The organism is Tenacibaculum agarivorans (assembly GCF_001936575.1).
Lineage (GTDB): Bacteria > Bacteroidota > Bacteroidia > Flavobacteriales > Flavobacteriaceae > Polaribacter > Polaribacter agarivorans.
Window position 1 is genome coordinate 96,389 of sequence record NZ_MSMP01000009.1, and the last position, 22,448, is coordinate 118,836.

At 31.6% G+C, this 22,448-nt stretch carries 15 protein-coding genes; 2 read left to right on the forward strand and 13 right to left on the reverse strand.

Annotated elements, in window-relative coordinates:
* Positions 1-131: 131 nt before the first annotated feature.
* The 13 genes from BVC87_RS08735 to BVC87_RS08795 form a co-directional block, all read right to left on the reverse strand.
* Positions 132-1,517, reverse strand: a complete 1,386-nt coding sequence (locus BVC87_RS08735; RefSeq protein ID WP_200799179.1) for an ATP-binding protein — start codon at positions 1,515-1,517, stop codon at positions 132-134.
* A gap of 40 nt (positions 1,518-1,557) precedes the next feature.
* The gene (locus BVC87_RS08740) at positions 1,558-3,201 is read right to left on the reverse strand and encodes a contractile injection system tape measure protein (protein ID WP_075341983.1); all 1,644 of its coding nucleotides are present in this window, start codon (positions 3,199-3,201) and stop codon (positions 1,558-1,560) included.
* Positions 3,202-3,218: 17 nt separating this feature from the next.
* Complete coding sequence (locus BVC87_RS08745; RefSeq protein ID WP_075341984.1) at positions 3,219-5,576, reverse strand: hypothetical protein; 2,358 nt, start codon at positions 5,574-5,576, stop codon at positions 3,219-3,221.
* A 4-nt stretch (positions 5,577-5,580) separates the two neighbouring features.
* Positions 5,581-6,843 (reverse strand): phage baseplate protein, encoded by a 1,263-nt coding sequence (locus BVC87_RS08750; protein ID WP_075341985.1) that lies wholly within the window; start codon positions 6,841-6,843, stop codon positions 5,581-5,583.
* A 44-nt stretch (positions 6,844-6,887) separates the two neighbouring features.
* The gene (locus BVC87_RS08755; protein WP_075341986.1) at positions 6,888-9,545 is read right to left on the reverse strand and encodes a baseplate J/gp47 family protein; all 2,658 of its coding nucleotides are present in this window, start codon (positions 9,543-9,545) and stop codon (positions 6,888-6,890) included.
* Between the two features lie 275 nt (positions 9,546-9,820).
* Complete coding sequence (locus BVC87_RS08760; RefSeq protein WP_075341987.1) at positions 9,821-10,447, reverse strand: hypothetical protein; 627 nt, start codon at positions 10,445-10,447, stop codon at positions 9,821-9,823.
* A gap of 24 nt (positions 10,448-10,471) precedes the next feature.
* Positions 10,472-11,050, reverse strand: coding sequence for a DUF4255 domain-containing protein (locus tag BVC87_RS08765; RefSeq protein ID WP_075341988.1), 579 nt, complete (start codon positions 11,048-11,050; stop codon positions 10,472-10,474).
* A 101-nt stretch (positions 11,051-11,151) separates the two neighbouring features.
* Positions 11,152-12,852, reverse strand: a complete 1,701-nt coding sequence (locus BVC87_RS08770; protein WP_143569748.1) for an alpha/beta fold hydrolase — start codon at positions 12,850-12,852, stop codon at positions 11,152-11,154.
* Positions 12,853-13,014: 162 nt separating this feature from the next.
* Entirely contained in the window at positions 13,015-14,121 is a 1,107-nt protein-coding gene (locus tag BVC87_RS08775; protein ID WP_075341990.1) for a LytR/AlgR family response regulator transcription factor, read from the reverse strand.
* Positions 14,122-14,267: 146 nt separating this feature from the next.
* Positions 14,268-17,549, reverse strand: a complete 3,282-nt coding sequence (locus BVC87_RS08780; RefSeq protein WP_075341991.1) for a M36 family metallopeptidase — start codon at positions 17,547-17,549, stop codon at positions 14,268-14,270.
* Between the two features lie 166 nt (positions 17,550-17,715).
* Positions 17,716-19,362, reverse strand: coding sequence for an ABC transporter substrate-binding protein (locus BVC87_RS08785; protein WP_394331630.1), 1,647 nt, complete (start codon positions 19,360-19,362; stop codon positions 17,716-17,718).
* A 106-nt stretch (positions 19,363-19,468) separates the two neighbouring features.
* The gene (locus BVC87_RS08790) at positions 19,469-19,789 is read right to left on the reverse strand and encodes an antibiotic biosynthesis monooxygenase family protein (protein WP_075341992.1); all 321 of its coding nucleotides are present in this window, start codon (positions 19,787-19,789) and stop codon (positions 19,469-19,471) included.
* Complete coding sequence (locus BVC87_RS08795; RefSeq protein WP_075341993.1) at positions 19,786-20,286, reverse strand: GNAT family N-acetyltransferase; 501 nt, start codon at positions 20,284-20,286, stop codon at positions 19,786-19,788. The genes BVC87_RS08790 and BVC87_RS08795 overlap by 4 nt, the downstream gene beginning before the upstream one ends.
* Before the next feature lie 40 nt (positions 20,287-20,326).
* Between BVC87_RS08795 and mtaB the strand changes: the two genes are divergently transcribed.
* Together mtaB and BVC87_RS08805 are read left to right on the forward strand one after the other, a co-directional pair.
* The gene (gene mtaB, locus BVC87_RS08800; RefSeq protein WP_075341994.1) at positions 20,327-21,661 is read left to right on the forward strand and encodes a tRNA (N(6)-L-threonylcarbamoyladenosine(37)-C(2))-methylthiotransferase MtaB; all 1,335 of its coding nucleotides are present in this window, start codon (positions 20,327-20,329) and stop codon (positions 21,659-21,661) included.
* A 33-nt stretch (positions 21,662-21,694) separates the two neighbouring features.
* Complete coding sequence (locus tag BVC87_RS08805) at positions 21,695-22,444, forward strand: DUF6438 domain-containing protein (protein ID WP_075341995.1); 750 nt, start codon at positions 21,695-21,697, stop codon at positions 22,442-22,444.
* Positions 22,445-22,448 lie beyond the last annotated feature (4 nt).

The window sequence follows — 22,448 nt, forward strand, 5'->3', positions numbered from 1 at the left end:
ATATAATTCCAATAACCATCAGAATCACTTGAACTGACACATTATTTTATAATTAAAAATTGAATGATCTAAATTCTAATGCTATTTGTATCAAAACTTTCAAACTTTTCAACTTTCCTCTTTTTTCTAAATCAACTCAACAATATTCCTTCTTTCTGTAATTCTTGTCGTATTGCATTTTCCAAACTAGATTGAGAAATAGAGTTTTGCTGTTTTGTAATCGCTTCTAATGTGCATTTACGCACTACATTCATCATTAAACCTCCTGAGAGTTCATATCGTTCAGCTATTTGCCATAAATCAATTGTACTATCTAAGGGTAAGGCTGCTGCAAACGATTGTTTCCATAAGCCATGACGTTCTTCTACACCTGGCATTCTGAACTCAATCATAGATTGAAAACGACGTGTGAAGGCTTCATCAATATTATCTTTTAAATTAGATGCTAAAATCACAACACCTGGAAAATCCTCTATTCGTTGTAATAAATATCCTATTTCTTGATTTCCATAACGATCATTGGCACTATTTACCTGTGTTCGTTTTCCAAATAACGAATCCGCTTCATCAAAAAATAAAATCCAATCGTGATGTTGTGCTTGATCGAATACTTTAGCTAGATTTTTTTCTGTTTCTCCAATGTATTTAGAAACCGTCATGCTCAAATCAATTTTATATACTTGCTTTCCTGTGGTTTTCCCTAGCAAAGCTGCCGTCATACTTTTACCAGTTCCAGGCGCGCCATAAAACAAACTTTTATACCCTGGTTTTAAACGTTTTCCTAATTGTAAACTTTCTAAAATAGTAGTTCCGTGTGTTAACCAATCTCGAATTTCTTGTAATCCAACACCTGTAGACTTGGATACAATAAGATCTTCCCAACTAAGTTTAGTCTCAATTTTTTGTGCTGGAAAATCAGGACTATAGGCAACTTGATATGGTGTTCCTTTGATGAAATATTCAATATATTCATTAGCAATCATCCAAATAAAGCTTAATAATGGCGCTTCTTTTTTTTGCGATGTTGCTTGTATAATTCCTTTTTGTACAAACAATCCTTGAGTCGTAAAAAAAGTTTGATATGCTAATCGTTTTTGTAAATTGTCTCCTGCCAAAATAAACATGGCTGTTTCTGCTGTAGGAACTAATCCTTGATGATACTCTAAAAAAACACCTCCAAACTCACTAAAACGACGATCATAATCTTTGTTTTTAGTAGATAGAATATCTAGCAATGAGGGCTGTATATGAGGTACTAGTGCAAGAATCAACAATATTCTTTCTTGAATACTTAACTTGTTCTCTTGAATGAATTTACTATACGGTGTATCGTATATTGAAAGATCTGGTGGAAAAATATCATATATCGAAGTATATTCCGTTTCATGCTTAAAATATAATGCTATGCGTAAGTTGATGAGTTCTTGCAACCAAGCTAGCTCATTTTCTAAAACTGTAGCAGTTTGCTGCATTTTTGAAGAAATATCTGTTTTTTCTAATCTTATTTCTGGTATCATTTTTTTCGATTATCAGTTATTTGTATACACTTTTAAACTTTTACAGCCACTCTACCATGAGTAGTTTTTCCATCCACGGTAATTTTATGGTAGTAAAACTCCATGGTAATTTTTGCAAAACAACATCGTAAGTTTCTTTTTTGACTTGCAATAGCCAATGATCATCACGAGTACGTAAAGAAGCTTGTCGTTGTATGTATGAAACCCTAAACCCTTTAGATGAAATATTTCCCCAAGATTTGCCTTGTGCTATAACAGCCATTAAAAGGTGATTTGCTATTTCTTTTTCTGTAGCAGATAGTGGAAAAATCTCCATAGGTTGATCTATAGCTATTCCACATAAAATTTTAGCTAAAGGTAAGAGACCTTCAAAGACCAATACTTCTTCTTCAGTACATAAATATTGCAATACTGAAACTGCTTTTTCTTTAGCTTCTTCAGTATTGAAAACCTTATTTTCTAGCAATTCTAAATTCTCAAAAAATCGCTGTAAGAAAGGCCATAACAATACTAAACCTGCATTCTCTATGCTTAAAAAATCCGTAGTTTCAAACGCTTCGATCTCCTCTTGAAATACAGATGATGCTGTTATACCTTTTGTGTCTTTTTTAATCTTTCCGAATTGCATCACACATTTAGTAATAGGCAATAATACCGTTGATGTTATTTGTTCTTGCAATTCTATGTTGTTCGGATCTGTGTCATTAGGTATATTCTTTTCTTTTAATGCCAAATCATCTAACACCTCTACAAGTTCCTTTAATAGCGTAATCGACAATTGATTGGCTGAGTACTTGGTAATAATTTGATGTATATACTCAAATACATACTGCCAAGCTGCATTATTTTTATGTTTTGTCTTGTAATGGACAACCCAAGAATGTATTTTTTGAAGCACTTTTTGAACATCATCTTCATTTTTTTCTTCTACATTAACACCTAATTCTTGGTATATTTTTTTTAGTATGTTATTTCTTAATTCTTTAATATTTAATGTGATATTTTCTATTTGAAAAATTGCACTGTAAAATAATTTTGTAAACAAAAACTCAGGTAGTTCGTTAGTTGTACGTTTTGTTACCGCTACTTTTATAGCCGTTTTTATCTCTAGTATACTTTTATGGTCTAAATTGGTAAGCAGTTTAGTTGTTTCTAGTAGTTGCGTTTCAGTAAAAGTATTGACATATCGTTTCATCAATTTTGATTCTGTATGCAGTTGAGATAGCATCTTTTTAACATCATCTGATGGATTTTCTAATAGAATATTTAACTGTGCTATCACATAGGTTTTAGAATTATCTACCCACCATGGCAACATTCCATTTGCTAAAAAATATGTAACTATTTTAAATGGTGTTTTTTCTAAAACTCTTCCTGAACCTTCAACAATTTCATATTCGTTTGGTTCACTTATTTCTGATAATTTTTGATACAGTATACTGGTAAATTTTTCTTCTATATCTTCAAAATTTACTTCTCCTAAATCTAACTCTAGCTTTTCTATTTGGATGTGTGAAGTAGTGCTTTCAAAGAACATTGCTAAAGAAGTATCTATAATCTTTGCTAAGTTTTCCTTACATAAATCTGCCACCTTATGTTGTAACTCAAAAGTATTCGCTTCTTTATTCAGATGTATTTCTACAACTTGTCTATTTATGATATGATTAGTACTACTATTAAACATGAATTACACTTTATTTACTATTGAAAATAGGCTATATGATTTCTTTTAAACACATTGAACTCTTCTTCATTCAACCATTTTGTATACGCTGTAATATGTACTGGAGTTTCCTCTCTAATTGTATTTTCGGTAAACTGTTTAAATATGGAGTTTTTGTATCTCCCTTTACCTTCTGGCAATACAAAAGTGACTTGTAATGAATAGTTGTCTTCTAATTTTTTTGCAGTGGTAAATCGTCCTTGTAATTTATTTTCTTGAAAAGGTATATCGATTTCAAAACCTTCTTTAGTTACTGAAATAATTTTATGCTCTCCGTTAAAAATAGAAGCTCCAAATATTGTAATGTTTTCCCCAAGAGAAACGTTTTGTTCAGTCTTACAAAATGTTCTATTGCCTGTTCCTACTTCGAAAGTATGAATTGGATTGGTAAAGGTTTGAAAGTGGAGATTAGGTGTTACATGTTGCCAACTGAAGATTGCATCTTCATTTGATTTTTCTAATACACCTTGTAATACAAAATCCGTTTCAGTGCATGTTATCACTTCAAAAACCCCTAAATGGATACCATCTTCAAAAATAGCAATGTGATCTTTGATATGTAATTCATGACCAACAGCAACTATCTTACTTGTTTTTGTTATTTCATCTGTTTCAAAAATTTCAATTGTATACTGTTGATAATAGGTATCTAAAGTATTAGCATCCGAATTTTCTTCGCGTAACAATATATGTTCTACCATATAAAACTCTTCTGTAGGGTTGATTCCTAATTTTTTAGTGATACGGTTTTCTAATCCTGTTTTATGTTTTTTAGTAAGATCAAGTCCCTTTCCTCGCTCAGAACTGATACTAGGATACTCTTTTAAAAATGTTATTTTATCTTTAATTAATTGCTGCCTATCTCCCGTTGCATCATCTCCCTGCATCAGCATACCATATGCAGTAAACTTTTCACTATATCTTGCTAGTAAATGATTTAAAAACTTATTTTTTTGCAATAGCTGTTTTGATGAGCTTTGGTTTAAATAAGTAGTATAACTTTTTGTATTTTGAAGGATCTCGTTAATTCCAGGAACTTTATCTAATAACGATTGTTTAAAAACAGTACGATAATTTGTTTCGTCAACTCCTACCAACTCTTTAAAGTTAGCAGCTTGAGAGAAATAGTTCGCTAATAGCTGATCAAATACAGCTAAATAAGCTTTTAATTGTTTTGCTTGCGCTTTTCTTTTCTCAGAAGCAGTATCAGGAAGTCCAACGGTTCCAATACCATAATTTGTTGGAAATTGCTCTTGAATACTGAAATAATTTTCAATAGCTCGATCTTGTCCTACGGTTAACAGTATATCTTTTTCTTCTTCTCGTAACGTTCTTTTAGTAGTTACAGCTACTAGCTTGTTCTGATACAACTCTAAAATCTTCTCTGAATTTAACTGTACGTCTAAACCATTTACCCTAAATTGAAGATGTTGTAATGTAGCTGATACATCTAAACTCGGAGTTTTACTTTTATCTAGCGGAAATACCCAATTTTTAACCTGTGAACTTCCTGATGCTATTACAAAATTTTGAACCGTAGCTACATGTTTTACATCCATAACTTCTTTAATAACATCTGAAGCATGAATTTCTTTTTTTCTGGCATAACGTATTAATTCATCATCATCTATAAAACCATGTGTTAATCTCGGACCTTCAAAAATTTCATCTGTCCTTTTTCCTTTATCTTTCATTTCTTGTAATGAATACGATTGTACGACTGGCGATAAGTTCCAATACATCGCATACAAAACATCTGCAGCTAATTCATTAATATCATCTACAGTATCAGTAACTTCTACCGTGCCTAAAAAATATATCCCTTGTTTTCCAAGTACTGTAATCTCGTCAAAATCTTCACAAATAGCTCTATTGGCATATAATTTTTCTGTTACTAATGTTTCTATTTGTTTAGCTCCCACAGAACTATCATGCTCAATAGCTACACTATATAAACCTTTATAAGCACTGTTTATATCTGTTACTTTTTCTATCCAAGCATTTCTTACGCCATTAGTATCTACAATAATTTTTCTGTAGTCTAGTAAAGTAATAGGACTGGTAGTTAGTATTTCAGCTGGACTATGTAATGTTTCATAAGACTTGCTACTCTTCCCCAATATATCTTTAATATCATAATCTAATCTGTAGGCTATATCTGTAATGGCATAACACAGTTGTTCCAGAATAGTAATCCCAGGATCATGTGTATTATGATCCGTCCAACTACTTCCTACCAATTGTTGAATGTGTAGTATGGCTTCCTCTCTAAGAAACTCATAACTTAACGCCGATTTTTGCGGTGTCTGTTTCGGTATTGTTATTGATGCTGCCATAAGATTATAGTTTCATAATGTATGCTAATACAAAATATGGTGGACGGTTTTCATGCGGTTGATTACCTCCCGTATTTTTTAATTTGGCCTTATCTGTCTTAACTTTAACGCCAGTTTGACTATTCTGCATAACTCCAGAATGATCTATATCATACTCAATACCTGCAGGATTTTTACTATCTGTTCCTTTATGTGTATTATTTCCTGTATATCGTATCAATCGATCAAATGTTCTACCTGCACTATCCTTACCAATATGTTTATGTCCAGGATCTGTTACTCCATGTCCATGCCCCTGATCTTCATGGGTGTGTGCAGGTAATTGAGCTGTCGTTAATTGTACTTCTTGGAGTCCTCCAGTTTTTTTAGTTTGATTATACTCTGGATTATTTTTATCTAAACCAACAATAAATCGTCCAGAGAGATTAGGTGTACCATTATTTCCATCACATAAAGCCCAACCTTCTGGTATTTGTGAACCAGACCACATGGAAATTAATCCTGAAGGCAAACGTGTATCTACATACTCTTTAACTGCTTTTTGTGAAGGGATAATCGTTTCGCTACTTACACCATTTTCTAACAGTGTTTCATTATTAGACAAATTATTCATGAGTACATCTCCACTAATCGTAACACGATTCGCCGTAATATTCATGTTTTCTTCTTCAGCAGTAATGTTAACCGACTTTGAATTGGCGTTATCTTTTGCATCTATAAAAGCAATACTATTGCTCTCTAAAACCGTTTCTTTATTTTGTTCACCATTTCGAACTGTAACTATACCATTTCCTCGTTGTTGTGCTACCTCAAAAATTTGAGTACGTTTCTGAGTCGCATCTACCACAGATAATAATGATGTTTCTTCTTTTCCTTCTATGGTTAATTTAGAATTAGGTTCTAGTGTTCCTATACCTACATTTCCATTTCCATTATTGATAAACAAACGACTTTCCCCTGTAACATCTTCTATATTTAAACCCTTTCTGCTGGTACTAGGATCTTCATGATCTACTCTAGGATTTAAATTCACCTTCCAATTGGGTGTACTTTGATTAAAATCGGCATACAAATGCATGATTTCTTGTGTACTAATAATTTCTCCCTCGGCTTCAAGGGCAATTGGCTCACCTGGTAACTTTTTAATACAATCCTCTACTTGATTTAATGAAGCATCTATAAAATCTGAAAATTGCTGTTCCGTTGGTATTTTTTCTGCTTCAAAATATTGTTTTAATTCTGTTCTGCTCTTTTTATTTGTACTCATATTTTTTTATTTTTTATAATTCTATTTTTACAATAGATCAGGATTTATTTTTCGGTTTCCTCAATATTCTTAGCTACTTTAAAATCTCTTTCAATCATCATGTAATTGATTCCGATTTCTGAATTTTCATTGTAGTTATTATCATCTACTATATTGATAATATGATCAATATCACTTACTATAATCATATCTGGTTGATCAGGAATTACAACATTCTCTCCGTTATTCACGGCTCTAACATCTACAAAAGATTCATTATCTATACTTTGAAATAACTTTAGATTGGCCACAAAATCAACGTAAGGTCTTTCGGCTATAAAGTTGATAACTACCCCTGCATCTAAGGTTCCACCGAGGCTAATGCTTTCTGTTTTTCCATATGCCCAAGGTGATAAAAACTCTTTAAGTTCTTCTATAAGTTTCGCTTTAAAATAGACTTGGTCTACTCCTGTATTGAATTTTATCGAACAACGTGTAGATACTTTTAAATAAGTTGGGTTTTTCACTACAAATTCTGCAGAAGCAGGAGTGTGTTTACTTAAAAATGTTGCTATTTTTGAAATACTACTTGCTGAAACTTTTGGACTCAATGGATTAAAGGGTACACTCTTACGAATGTCTGGTACAACCGTGATATGTACTTTTCCTAATTCTTTTGTACAGGGCAAACATTTTACTTTATACACCTCTGGAAAGTTCTCTAAAATCAAATGTTCGTAATCCCACATGGTTAACGCTCTATTTTTATGGCGTAAGCGTTCACTAACTCGTCTATTAAATGCTGCATCACCTTCTTTAGGTTTTCCTTGATTGGATGTAAAGGGTTGCGCTATGGTTTCTATTTCTGGTATAAACTGAAGTGTTTCTGTAATACTTCCTTGTTGTAATGGTGTTTCAAAATGAGAATCATCGACTACAGTATTGATTAATTTTGCTTCAATTACTTGTGTCTTTATGGCTACTAAGTCTGAAATTCCATTAATGTGATTAGTAACACTTACTTTTAACCAATGCAGTTCACTAGATAATAGTGTACCTCCTAAGCCAATATCTTCAGGAGTTTGTAGTTGAATGATTCCTGTATTCATTAACCCGTTTGTAGTATCAGAAACTAAAGCTGTATGTGGTAAAGTATTCCATTTGTTATTTTTAAGGTAGCTAAAGGTTAATATTGGTTTTTGACTTTCAGGATCTGCACTTCCTTCTGCTATCTGAAATAAAATACTTACGATTTGTCCAGGCACTAATTTTGAAATCCCCATATATAATGAACCATTATCTGTATACGCTGGCAATAATGTTATGGATTCTTTCTCTTCAATAGCACTATAACCAAAAGGATGTATATGTAATAATGCGTTATTTTTAAAGATTCCTTTATACGTATCTACTATAGTTTCGCTGGCCGTATATCCTAATCGTAAAGTTTTAAATTTAGGTTGATAAGGTGAATTTAACTGGGTAATGTTTCCTGATAATGCTTGTTTTTGCAACAATCGATTATAGGTTTGATGTTGAAAATCTAACGGAGTTAACGCCATACTAAAATAACGTTGCCATTCTAAAACTTCTGTCTCAGCAACATCTTCAATATCGATCAAATCATATGTATAACCCGGTCTGTTTTTGTGAAATAAGCTAGGCAAATCATTCACCTGTATTGTATTGTCTTCAGTAAACAGCGAAATTTCTTTTTGTATTGGTATTTCTCTTAAGTCATCATGAAGCTGTATGTTGACTTTAAAATCTGTATTCGCATTAATAATAGGTTGTCCGTTATCATCTGTATAGTTTTGATAATATTCAGCAAAATCATTAGGTTTATTCAACCATTCAGTAGTTATGTGTAAGTTTTCAACTTTCTTTTGTGATAGCTCTTCATGCGTAAAATAAAATCGAGAACCTTGCTCAGGAAAAGCGCCAAAAGGTTCAAAATTCTTCTTTACATTTAGAATTTCATTATCATTTTGAATAACAATATTTTTTAATTCTGATACCTCGACTCGCAGATCAACTTTGAAAAATTCAATCTCCATCAATTTGTGAAATACATCGATTTCATTTTGGTCATATTGAGAAAACAAAATTTCTTGATTAGGCAACAATACTAGGGTTGGAATGGGCTGAGGAACCAAAGTATCTGAGTTAACATTTGCAACAACTGGAGGTTCTTCTGGAGAAAGTAAGATTTCAATATCTAAAATAATTTGTAAATCATTTTCTGTAAACATAAAAGGATCTTCTGGTCTCTCTGGTAATTCTCCTACATGTTCAACAAATATGGCAGTACTATTTGGGTTATTATCTTTATCAAACTTTAGTATTTTATATACTCTTCTATTATGCGTTACTATGAAATTACCTATATTTTCCTCTTTGTGAATATTTATAATACCTGGACCAGAAAAATCTACTAATAGAGGTTCTTGTTTGGTTTCGATAAAATCGCTTATTTCAACTTTATCTATCGTTGGATCTACAGTATATTGTAAGCTAAAAACACTTTCATTTTTGGGCTTAAACCAACTTTCTTCTCCACTAAAGTGCATATCAAAGACGCCTTCTTTTAAAAGCGAGACTACTTTTTCTGCTGTTGCTATACCTTTATCTAAGCCTAATGAGAGCTGTATTTTTCGTTTCCCTTCTCTTAATAATAATAGCGGTGAACTTATAGCAAAACCTAATTTTGCGGGTGTTAACACTTGATCTTCTGCTGTGGTATGATTTCCAAAAGTTTTAAATTGAGCACTTTCTTGTGTTTTATCATTCGTTTTGAACGCTAGTTTTGTTATGTCATCTGCAGCATATATTTTTCGATTCTTTTCTACAGTAGGTGGAGCAATTACAATTCTTCGAAATCTTCGTTCAGATTGCTCTAAAACCAGATAAAATTTATCTACATCTTCTTGCGTTGGATTCGTGCTTTTTGAAGTTTGTATTAAAAAAATAAAGTTTTCCTTGCTGAGTTGTAGTTCATCTATAATATAGTCTTTTGGGTATAAGAGATTTCGTTTTCAGATTCAAAAACCTTAATTTGGGCTTCAGGAAAACTGGATTGTAGATTTGAAATCTTATGGTCTAATTCCGATAATTCTACAAAAGCAAACTCATCATTTCTAGAGCTTATACTCAATTCTTTATTCCCATCTGTAATGAAATAATATTTCCATTTTATAGATCTTGATTCCAAATTGATTTGATATGTTTGACTCTTTTTAGGTATTCTAATTTGAACTTTACCTAGAGGTTGATACCCTTTAACATGAATTGTTTCCTTTCTTTTTACAATTGACTTATGTAGTGTTTCAGTCCCTTTACTATCGTTTGTATACACGACTATTTCATCATCTTCTACATTGGGACTTTTCGTTATTCCTTTTATTTCGTCTGAAGTAGGAACTATATAGCATTCAAATACATAATCTAACTTGGTATTATTTTCTGCTACCAATACCTGAATTCCATCCGTATTTTTTTTTACTAGAAATTGCTTTGAATTAAAAATTCTTTTTGTTTCACTTGCTAATACTATAGCTATATCTTCTATAACTTCTGAAAAATATTCGTGCGTAATTTTGAGTTGAAAAAGTGCTGTGTACTTCATAATCCTTTAACTTTTAAATACTAGTTATTTTTTTTCAGTTATTAATTGTGTTACTTCTTCTACCATTCCATCGCTAAACGCTACACTTTCATCATCTGTGAAAGACAGTAATCGTACACGATACAGTACTGAAGGCAAATACGATGTATTTAATGAATGCCAAACTTGATTTTGTTCTTCAAGAGGTAAGGATATCAGTTCAACTGTTAGTTTTTCTATCTGCTCATCAGACAATTCTGGCGCATTTAATGGAGTGAACATTCTATTCGATTGAAAAAACTTAATTACATAAGAAAGGAACTTCAACGCCTGATTGTAATCACTAAATTTAGAGACGAAAAGGATTAGTAATTCTATCCTTATTTCAGGATTAAATTGGGTTCGAATACCATTTTTCACTACCCCTCTATATTGATCTGCATTTCTAAATTTTCGATCTTCAGAAATATTGATTAAAAAAGGCGTAATTACGTTATTAGTAAAACTTACAGGATCGTTATTATTACTATCTATAAACTTTATAAGGTCATTATCTACCTTAGCCTTTATTCTTAGATATTCGTTTAACTTGTCTTTTAAAATTTGTAATGTGGTATGGATCACTTCTCTATCTTTTTACGTAAACAACACACTTGTATTGTTGATGTAAAATTAGAGTATACATACGTGTTCAACTTTCATTATTCCGTAGAATGCTGTCATTTTTACGACATTGTAAACTGAAGATTACTTGTATAATTCTTTTGTATATTTTGTATGGATGTAGGACGAATTCCAAACTCCTTTTTGAAACATCTTGTAAAGTAAGATGGGCTTGAAAACCCGAATTGAAAAGCAACTTCTGCCACAGTATAATCAGAATCCATCAATACTTCTTTTGCTTTCTTCAAACGAAGTGATGTAATCAATTGTGTTGGCGATTTTTTAGTAGTTTCCTTTACTTTTCTCTGCAATTGACGCTCACTAATTCCTATTTTTTTACATAGCTTCTCTACAGTAAAAAAATCATCTTCAAGATGTTGATTAATAATTTTGAGTACATTTTCTAAAAAACAATTATGAGGTATAATTGTCGATTTATTCTTTGGTTTTTCTTGATATGGTTTGTTACTCTTTCTTGCACTATACAATTTACAAAGATGCTGTGTATTACTATCAAAAATTGACGTTTCTTGCTTAAAATCAAAAGGAATACCTGACAGTAAGTGTTTGACTCCTTGCGAAACCAAAATCTGATTAGGGATAGCTTTATCTATAATTGACTTTATATACTCACAATCCTCCGTAGTTAATCTAATTTTTTCGATTGTAGAAAATGCTCTTAGACATACTCCAAGACGAGATGTAACTTTTTTATTTTTAAGTAAATCTTGTAATAAAGCAGCTGTTTTTAAAGCTTCTCCTGGTACTTGAAAACTCATTACAAAACAATCTCTTTCTTTACATACGATAGTTCCTCCATTTTCGAGTACTATTTTATAAATATCATTACTATTAAATTGTTTTTTTATTCCATCAAGAAGCTGTCCAAATAACAAAGAAACCAGTTTCTTTTTAGGTTTAAAATTTGACTTTATAGCTCCCATAAAATTTCTTATTTCATCTAATATCTCATTTTTGTTTCCAATCCAAAACAAATGATCATTTCCATCAAATTTCACAAACTTTGAGTTTTTTATTCTTTTTGCTATAAACTCTCCTTCAGCAATTTTAACATCAATATCGTGAGTACGTTGCATTATTAATGTTGGTACCTCTATGTACTTTAAAATATCTATTATATTTACTTCTGTATTTACTTTAGTAAGCGCCAATGCTGCTCTGGGGCTAGCTCCATACCTAAAATAGCTTGTAAGCCAATTCATAAATTGAGGATCTTCTGCTTTTGAAGGCGCCAATGCTTGCAGTTGCATTTTTCCACTACACCAGTTATTCTCAATCATATTATACAAGTCTTCTCGTTCTTCTCTGCTCGGTGCCCACGGATAGTTTTCTGACTGCTTACGCTGTGCAAAAATCCCAAAGGTTATTAAAGAAATTACACGCTCTGGATAGGTAGCACTGAATAATGCTGAAACACTTCCTCCTTCTGAATGACCAAAAAGAACCGCTTTTTCTGAACCTACTGCATCCATTACAGCTGTAATATCTTCCATACGTTCTTCTATTGTGGAAAGATCTACAACTCTATCTGAAAGACCTGTTCCTCGCTTATCAAAAAGAATCACTCTTGCTATTTTTCCAAGTTCTTCTAGAAACTCGGATAAATCTGGACAAAACCACATCCAATCTATGTTTGATACCCATCCGGGAATATAAACTAAATCGAAAGGTCCTGATCCGAAAACTTGGTATGCAATATTAATTGTGCCACTTTTGGTGTATTGAGTAGTTGGAGGCGTCATAGTTGTTTCATTTGATTGTGAAATCAAATATCTTATAACTTATTGGCTACTATATACAAATGTTATATGAGAACGAAAAAACAGTGACTGAATGGGAAAAATTATAGCTGAATTAAATGTAATTATTAGAAATTTTCACGAAATAATAAGTTAAAGACAGACTTAAACATTTAACCATTTTTTAAATTCTGAGGCCTTGTTTTTACTTATTAATATTTTAGCATCAGAATTATCAAGAACTATTTTAAGTTGACTATTTCCATATTTTATGATCTTTTCAATATTGGCAATATGAACTATAAACTGACGATTTGCTCTAAAGAATAAAGTAGTATTTAAATTTCCATAAATTTCATCGAGGCTTGAATTACTAACAGATTTCTCTCCTTTATTATTTATTACATATGTTATCGAGTTTTCCGAATATATATAAGCAATATTATTTGCTAAAGTAGGAATTAACTCATTTCCTTTGTATGTTAAAAACCTATTCTTTTTTTGATCTTGTGTTTCAGTAGTAGATTCCGTTTTTATCTCTTCTTCACTATTCTTTATTCGTTGCTGATATATTGAAATTCCTAGATTTAATTTTGTTAGAGTAATAATATCATTCTCCAAGTCTAAATTTTTACTTTCTAATTTTTTCTCATAATAACTTCCTATTAAACGGACTGTAAAAAATGAGATAGAGATAATTAAAACTCCCATTAGTATAAAAATAGTATACAATCTTCTTTCTAACTTTACTACATATAACAATAGTTTATCTGTATTTAATACCGAAGCTAATTTTAAATTACTTCTTTTTATGTTTTTTTCATAAAGTACTTCTAAAGAATGTGATGTGTTATTTTTAGGAGACTTTTTATAACTCATTAAGATATCATACACACTACTTAACTTAAAACTTTTATTAATCGCATTGGCTAAGTATTTACTCACAATAATATCTTTATTAATTTGAGAAATTTCTGGATGACAAACTACCTTATTTTCCCCATCAAAAACAGTAATATATGTTGTACTGGGTTCTACTTCTGATAAAATATCTTGAACTTGGTAAGCTATATCAGAATCATTAAACTCTTTTATTTGATGATTCAGAAAATATGCAATTTTTTGAACTTCTTTTTTTCCCGACTCTAACTCTAATTCTAAAAGTAAATTTACACATACTTTAACGCTATAATTTATACCGATTGAAGCGCTTAAAAAAAACACAACTACAATTGAAACAAACGTTAAGAAATATAATCTATCCTTCCCCATTACTATAATTTCTATTTTTAAATACTATTTATTGGTCTGTTTTTTTTCGCAAAGATTACTATAATTTATATTTATGGTGAAACTTTTATCGCATAAAAAACCTCTTGATTACTCAAGAGGTTTATATCGTTTTAATATCCAATAAATTATTTAATAATGAATCTTTTTGTGGTTTCTATGGATTCATTCTCAATTCTAAGAATGTAAACTCCAGATTCAAAACTATCTATATTTATTGCTCTTCTATCATTTAATGCTGCTTTTTCAATTACTTGACCAAGCATATTAATAATTGAATATGTTGCGTTTGAAAGACTTCTATTTGGTCCAACTAATTTTAATAGGTTTCCTTTTCCAATTGGATTAGGTGCAACCTCAATTGAAGTAAAAATACCTTCATCTTCGTCTCCTAAAACATCAGTTCTAGCTCCAAAACTAGCCACTGTTACTGAAGAAGAACTACAAGATCCTTCATAAATTCTTACATTGGCAAACGTTGAATTATTTCCTGAACCAGCATCATTATCGTTAATAAATACTAAACGATCCATGGTACCAGTGTAAGAATCTCCTACAGGAATTACATATGTTGTTGTTCCACTTGTATAGTTATCAAAATTAGTAATTCCATAATTTTGAGTTCCATGAACTTTGAAATAACGAGTTGCTGTTAATGTATTATCATCTTCAAATCCTATTCCATGAATTTCTCCTTGTGAAGTACTTGTAAATTCAAACTCAATTACAGTATTTGCTGTAACCGTGTAATTTAATGGAATATATTTCCAAGTATTATTCGTTAATGTTAATGATGAACCATCTGTACTTACTGAGAAGTTACCTGCTGAATCTTGATTTGAGAATGGTGTAATAGTAAAATTATTAAAGTTTACTGTTGGACATCCTGGATCTGGACCTCCACCACCACCTCCACCAGAGGTTAAGGCTAAATCATCAATAGCTATATCACTAGACCAACTTGTACCTGTAGTACCTACAAATCTTAAGCGTACTTCTGCTTCTCCTACATATGCTCCAAGATTAACAGAAACACTATTCCATTGATTTCCTTGGTTTCCTGATTGATTCCAGATACTTGTCCAAGTAGTACCATCAGTAGAAGCTTCTAATCTTAATGATCCAACGCTAGTACCGAACATATGGTTACTAAATGAGAAAGTAGCTGATGTTAATGAAGAAAGATCAAAACATGGACTTTGTAAGATTGCTGTTGCATTAGATCCTATCTGTCCTGTACTTCCATTAGTAGAAGCTTCTAAGAACATGTAGAAAGATCCATCTGCTCCTGCACTTGGTCCTGTACCAGAAGAAGGTGTTCCATTAGCATCTCTTACCCAGTTACCATCATCTCCACTAGCTTGAGTCCATCCGTCGTTTGCTTCAAAACTTTCTCCATATGGGAATGAATTTACTGTTGAAGAACATGTTACAGGATCTGGGCCTCCGCCTCCACCTCCATCACAAGGATTGGTGAAAGAAACTGTTTGGTCTGTTTGACCATTAGTTCCCCCATTATTATTTTCATTAGCACCTTCACCAACTCCTCTTTCAGCAAAGGCCTTCCATATTAAACATCTGTAAGCACCACCATATAAATCTTGATCTGCTTGTAATATTCCATCACGTCCAGATACAAATCCTGGATTACTTGCCGTATTTTTCAATCCTTCTGTTACTAAAGCCATGGCAATATTGTTTCCTCCCGTTCCATTGTAAAAATCAGGATCAAAACCTTCTTGATCAATTAATAGCCAAGTCATATCCCAAAGGATTGTACAAAAAGCATACCCAACTCCATGTGGTCTTGCCAAGCCTCCAATATCAGAATAATCTGTATCATTTATAGATCTATCCGTAGAATATACGGTTGGTCTAATTCCTAAACCATTCAATCCTTGACCTAAAACATAAGTACCAACTCCTCTTCTATCAGCACCTGTATCTCCTGCTTTCATTGTAAGCATTAATCCGAACCAGTCAGACCATCCTTCTCCCATTTGCTCAGAACCTCCTAATACATTTGAGTTTCTACCACCAACTAAACGTGTAGAAATTCCATGTCCATATTCGTGTGCTATAATAATGTTATCAAAAGATCCGTCTCTACCTGGATTAGTTCTATTCCATAGGAACATCTGCATTCTTGGGTTGCTACCATCTGGAGGAGTACCAAAGTTTGCATTATTAGTACCACTTCCATCTTGAGAATCTGCATTTACTGAATCACTCCCTGATCCACCTCTACCGTAATTATTCTCTTGAAAGTTTCCACTTGCTTCGTCAAATCCATATTGATACCAAACATCGTGCATGATGTTATTCCAATAAAATAAATTTGTAGTAGAAGCATTTCTGTAATTACTTGGTGCTTGGTTTAAATTTACAGGAAAGTCAAAATCTAAACCACTTCCTCCGCTTGGAGAAGCTCCAGTTCCATTATTTCCGTTAGCATCTTCTTGTGCCCAAACATTGTTTCCTCTAGTAATAGTAAATTCAGCACCAGCAGATCCATTAGTATCATGCCATCCAAAAGGTGAAGCTACACTTTCTGCTGGGTCAGTTACTATTGTTCTACCTCCATCATCAGGATTAATTAATGGCATTGCATAAACTCTATACGAATCTGGAGCCATAGCCATAGATTCTGCTGCATAAGGAATTCCATAATTCTCTCTTGAATTAACATCTTTATGAGCCTTGTGTCCATGGTCATGTTTGTGATTATGTAATTCACTATGTCCTGGTGTATCAAAATTACAAGAGATTACCCAATCATCTTCTTTTAAAATAGTATTTGATGAAGCATCAACAAAACTACTCCACCAGTGTTTTCCACCTTTTTCATACAACGTAACATTCCAACACAGATGTATTTTATCTTCATATAAAAGATATACTTTTTGAGCTGTAATTGGTTCATTATCTTCTGTTATTCCAGAATCTAAGTACTTAGATATAGGATCTCCACCTCCATTAGTTCTTCTTAATTGCTTTTGCAATCTACTTGCTGCAGGTAAATTATGACTACTAATCACTGTGTTAATCGCTGCTTCTTCATTGATTAACGAAATAGATCTAGATTGTGGAATTTTAGATTCAACATCTTTTACAAACTGATTTACACTATAATTTACACTATTATTATTCACTGACATATTATAGGTACCATTAATAATTGGTATCCCTTTAAAATATTGTGTCAAGTAATAATGTGTCAAGCCCTTTTTCAGAGATGAAGCTGTACTTGTTACTTTCCATTCAGCATAATCTGTTTGGGAAGCTTGGCTTTTGTTTTGTAGACTTTTAAAATGGTCTTGGATAACGCTTAAATCACTTTGAGAAGTGTTTTGGGAATAAGCTAACTGTAGCACAAGAAATAGTGCTACAATACTGTAGGTTTTTTTCATTTTGGTAATGATTTTGAAAGGTTATTGCCTAAAAATAAGCAAATTATTTATTTTTCAAAAAAATTAACAAAAAATCAACAAAAAATAAATTAATGTTGTTTTTTAACTAAAATTATTAAAAATAAAACATACAAATATCCACAAGACTAAATATCCTATAAATTCTTTACTTTTTTTTAACTTTTTCTTTCCTTACCCCTTTAAGCGTCAGTAAATCGATAGGGTTTATACCTAATCCTTTAACATTTTTTTGAGAAAAGCGTATAACTTCATCATAATACAAAGGAATTACCGGAGCTTCTTCAATTAAAATACTATCCATTTTACGATACAACTCAAAACGCTTGGAATTCTTTGTTTGCTTTATAGATTCTTCATACAGCTGATCAAATAACTCATTTTTAAAATGTGTGTAATTAGGTCCATTAGGCGTAAAATTTTTACTATAAAAAAGAGATAAATAATTTTCTGCATCTGGATAATCTGCAATCCAACTGGCTCTAAAAACTGGCAGTTTACCATTCGCTTTACCTTGTCTTAAGGTGGAAGGTAATACAACTTCTACAATAACATTTAATCCTATAGATTGTAATTCTCTTTGAATAAACTCACATAAATCTAAATAATTACTATTTGTTGTTATTGTAACATTTATAGTTTGTTCTCCTGTACTATTTTTAAATTTCTCTATTAATTGTTTTGCTTTTTGGGGATTATATATATATCCTTTAGCATTAGAAAAAGAAGGTAATCCTTTAGGAATAAATCCATTTAGAGCTGGTGACCCAACATTATTTCTTAGAAAAGTTATCATTTTCTCCCTATCAAAACCATAATTCATTGCCTTTCTAATCAATTTGGATTGTGTTGGATAGTCTTTTTCAACATCTAAATAAAAACCTAAATACTCCGTATTTAAATAAGCCCCCTTTTGCATGTCGATGCTATTGGAGTACTTTTCTTTTAACTTTCCAGTATTAGATAAAATCTCATCTTTGTAAGAGGCATCTAAACTTTTCATAAAATCAATATTCCCTTGAATGAATTGTAAAAACTCACTTTGCTTATCTGGTAAGAATGTAATTGCTAAGGCTTCTAAATACGGTAGCTTTTCACCTTTACTATCTACTTCATAATAATTTTCGTTTTTCCTAAATACTAGTTTTGTATTTTCTACCCATAACTTGAATTTGAAAGGACCAGTACCAATTGGGTTTGAACGAAAATCTTTGCCATAAAATTCAACAATCTCTTGAGGTACTACTGAACAATATTTCATACTCAATAGTCCTAAAAATGGCGGAAATGGTTGATTTAATTCTATTGTAAAAGTAGAATCATTTACTACGGAATACTCTTTTACGTGTTGTAATACCCATCTTCCTGGTGAGGCCACTTTAGGATCTTTCAATCTTCCTAATGAATATGCTACATCTGATGCAGTTACTTTCCTAGTTTTATGTTTTCCAAAACGTTCATGCTCATGAAAAAACACATCATCTCGTAATAGAAATTGATAAATTTTTCCATCTTCAGAAATTGTCCATTGCTTAGCTATATCTGGTTGTACAAGTAAACTATCATCTAGTTGTACTAATCCATTAAATAATTGATGAACCGCCCAAATATTTCGTTGATCTCTAGCAAAAGCAGGATCTAAGGAAGTAATATTTGAATGTTCATTATAACGAAATACTTGTGCTCCTGAAAATTGTTTTTCTTTAGTAGTACAAGCTGAAATAATTAAAAGAGTGTATACAATAAAAATATTTCTTCTTTTTACGCTTGTTTCTATAATAGGTTTTATTTGCAATGTAAATTGTTTTAGTAGCTTCTGCGAATACTAAGGCTTCTCATTTATGGATTGTACTCTGCTTAAAAAACTGCTTGAAAATTCTATATATTGACGGGTACATTATTTATGGTTTAGTAAATCCATATTCACGTTCTACTTTACAAATTCTAAGTTGATATTGTTTATACCATTTTTTTCGACCTTGTTCTCTAGCATAGGCATGTTCTACATTATTTTTCCATGCAGCTATGGCTTCTAAACTTTCCCAATAAGAAATAGTTATTCCAACTTCATTTCTAGCTGACTCTATCCCTAAATATCCTTTTTGTTGTTTCGCTAATTCATCCATTTTTTCAGCCATCTCTTTATAGCCTTCTGTATTATCTGTTAATAATGTTGTAAAAATAACAGCATAGTACGACGATTTTGAAATTTCTGCAATCATAGTTTTAATTCATATTTAGTTTCAGGTAAGCCAATATCTTTACTCACAAATTTGTGTACTGGCTTAAAATTTAATTTTTCTAAAATTTTAGCTGATGCTATATTTTCATCAACCACATATCCTATTAATTTAGACATTCCTACTTTTCTTGCATAAGTTATTAATCCTTCGCAAATTTCAAAGCCATACCCATTTCCCCAGTATGTTTCAATAAATCTATAGCCTATTTCATCCTCATTATTCTCATCTTTAACTATTGCCACGGTTCCAACAAATATCTGATCTGACTTTCGTTCAATAGCATAAATCCAAAAATTATTATCGACAACATTATACTTCTGTATTACCTCTTCTAAATTTTCCTTAATTTTTTCGTAGGAGGTAACTTCTCCTGTAGCGTATTGCAATACTTTAGGATTACTTTGCAATTGATAATATCCTTCAATATCACTCATCTTTAGATATCTAACTTCTAGCCTATCTGTTTCAAAAATCATTTTCAATATTGTATTTTTGCCACCGGTTAAATGTACAAGAATGAATGCGGAAAAAAAAGTAGCTTTTTATACCCTAGGTTGTAAACTAAATTTTTCTGAAACTTCAACTATAGCTAGAAACTTTGTTAATGAAGGTTTCAGTAGAGTTGAATTTGAAGAAAAAGCAGATATTTATGTAATTAATACTTGCTCTGTTACTGATAATGCAGACAAACGCTTTAAAACTATTGTTAAGTCTGCCCTAAAACAAAACTCTGAGGCTTTTTTAATTGCTGTTGGATGTTATGCACAATTAAAACCTGAAGAGTTAGCTGCTGTTGATGGGGTTGATTTGGTACTTGGTGCTACAGAGAAATTTAACGTTACCAGTTATATCAACGATTTAACAAAAAACGATATTGGAGAAGTTCACTCTTGTGAAATAGAAGATGCTGATTTTTATGTAGGGTCTTATTCTATTGGAGATAGAACTAGAGCTTTCTTGAAAGTTCAAGATGGATGTGATTATAAATGTACATACTGTACTATTCCATTAGCTAGAGGAATTTCTAGAAGTGATACTTTAGAGAATGTTTTAAAAAATGCCAAAGAAATTTCTGAAAAAGGAATTAAAGAAATTGTGCTTACCGGAGTGAATATTGGTGATTATGGAAAAGGTGAATTTGGTAATAAAAAACATGAACACACTTTTCTTGAGTTAGTTCAAGCCTTAGATAAAGTAGAAGGAATACATAGACTTCGTATTTCATCCATCGAACCTAATTTATTGAAAGACGAAACAATTGATTTCGTTTCCAATTCAGAAACTTTTGTTCCTCACTTCCATATTCCTTTACAATCAGGTAGTGATACTTTACTCAAGAAAATGAAGCGTCGTTACTTACGTAAAGTATACACCAACCGGGTAGCTAAAATTCGTGAGGTAATGCCTCATGCTTGCATTGGAGTTGATGTAATTGTTGGATTTCCAGGTGAAACCGATGAGTTATTTTTAGAAACATACAATTATCTTTCTGAGTTAGACATTTCATACCTACATGTATTCACCTATTCAGAGAGAGCCAATACTGAGGCTGCAATAATGGATGGAGTTGTACCGAAAAATATTCGTGCTAAACGTAGTAAAATGTTACGTGGTTTATCTGTAAAAAAACGTAGGGCATTTTATGAAAGTCAACTAGGCAATATGCTTTCAGTACTTTTTGAAGGTGAAAATAAAGAAGGGTATATTCATGGTTTTACAGAAAACTATGTTAAAGTAAAAACACCTTGGAATCCAGAGCTAGTAAACACTATACACACAATTACACTTACAGAAATTGATGATGATGGCTTAGTACGTTTCAATTTTGTTGAAACCAAAGTTATTGTTTAAATTGGTCTGCATAACCCAAATGCTTTGAGTCTCATGAAATGGATTTATTTATCAATACTTTTATTAGCGTTGAGCTGTGATATCCCAAAAAAGGAATCTACTATAGTAGAAACTGAAACTAATGAAACAGCTCCTACTCCTGAAGTATCTGAACCTAAAAAAGAAGTTAAACAAAATTTCATTGTAGTACTCAGAAATACAAAACAAAAGAATAAAGCTAAAGATTTTATAATCAATGCTGGTTTGCAGTGGAAAAATATAGATTTGGAAGAAGACGTAAACGCTACCATGGCCTATATAGATATTCCTGATGAACGGTATGATTTTTGGAAAGAGAAACTTGAAAGTTCTAATGAGTTTAGTGCGGTAAAAATTAATGAAGATAAAATACTTGATGAGCTCATAGCTAAAGAAAAAAACAAACTTATTTCAATAAGTAAAACAAGCTGTTTTGGTGATTGCCCTGTATATGAACTTTTGATTGATAAAACAGGAAAAGTTACATATAATGGCAAGCAATATGTATTGAGTAAAGGAGTTAGTGAATTTACACTTACTGATGAAGAATTAGAAATTTTAAATAATAAATTAATTAACACTTCTTTTTCATCTTATAAAGATGTGTATGACAATCCAAAAATTATGGATTTGCCTAGCACTTTTATTACTCATCAAGGGAAACAAGTACAAATTCGTTTATGGAATGATGATGTACCTGCTGAACTTATGGATTTACATGAATATATTGAAGGTATATTATTAGAGAAAAAATTCTTTGAATAGTTAA

What these genes read in the sequence shown, in the direction of transcription:
- mtaB (WP_075341994.1), top strand. Translation starts at nt 20,327, where the DNA reads ATGAATGCGGAAAAAAAAGTAGCTTTTTATACCCTAGGTTGTAAACTA.
- BVC87_RS08790 (WP_075341992.1), bottom strand. Translation starts at nt 19,789, where the DNA reads ATGATTGCAGAAATTTCAAAATCGTCGTACTATGCTGTTATTTTTACA.
- BVC87_RS08750 (WP_075341985.1), bottom strand. Translation starts at nt 6,843, where the DNA reads ATGAGTACAAATAAAAAGAGCAGAACAGAATTAAAACAATATTTTGAA.
- BVC87_RS08805 (WP_075341995.1), top strand. Translation starts at nt 21,695, where the DNA reads ATGAAATGGATTTATTTATCAATACTTTTATTAGCGTTGAGCTGTGAT.
- BVC87_RS08735 (WP_200799179.1), bottom strand. Translation starts at nt 1,517, where the DNA reads ATGATACCAGAAATAAGATTAGAAAAAACAGATATTTCTTCAAAAATG.
- BVC87_RS08760 (WP_075341987.1), bottom strand. Translation starts at nt 10,447, where the DNA reads ATGAAGTACACAGCACTTTTTCAACTCAAAATTACGCACGAATATTTT.
- BVC87_RS08770 (WP_143569748.1), bottom strand. Translation starts at nt 12,852, where the DNA reads ATGACGCCTCCAACTACTCAATACACCAAAAGTGGCACAATTAATATT.
- BVC87_RS08795 (WP_075341993.1), bottom strand. Translation starts at nt 20,286, where the DNA reads ATGATTTTTGAAACAGATAGGCTAGAAGTTAGATATCTAAAGATGAGT.
- BVC87_RS08740 (WP_075341983.1), bottom strand. Translation starts at nt 3,201, where the DNA reads ATGTTTAATAGTAGTACTAATCATATCATAAATAGACAAGTTGTAGAA.
- BVC87_RS08775 (WP_075341990.1), bottom strand. Translation starts at nt 14,121, where the DNA reads ATGGGGAAGGATAGATTATATTTCTTAACGTTTGTTTCAATTGTAGTT.
- BVC87_RS08745 (WP_075341984.1), bottom strand. Translation starts at nt 5,576, where the DNA reads ATGGCAGCATCAATAACAATACCGAAACAGACACCGCAAAAATCGGCG.
- BVC87_RS08780 (WP_075341991.1), bottom strand. Translation starts at nt 17,549, where the DNA reads ATGAAAAAAACCTACAGTATTGTAGCACTATTTCTTGTGCTACAGTTA.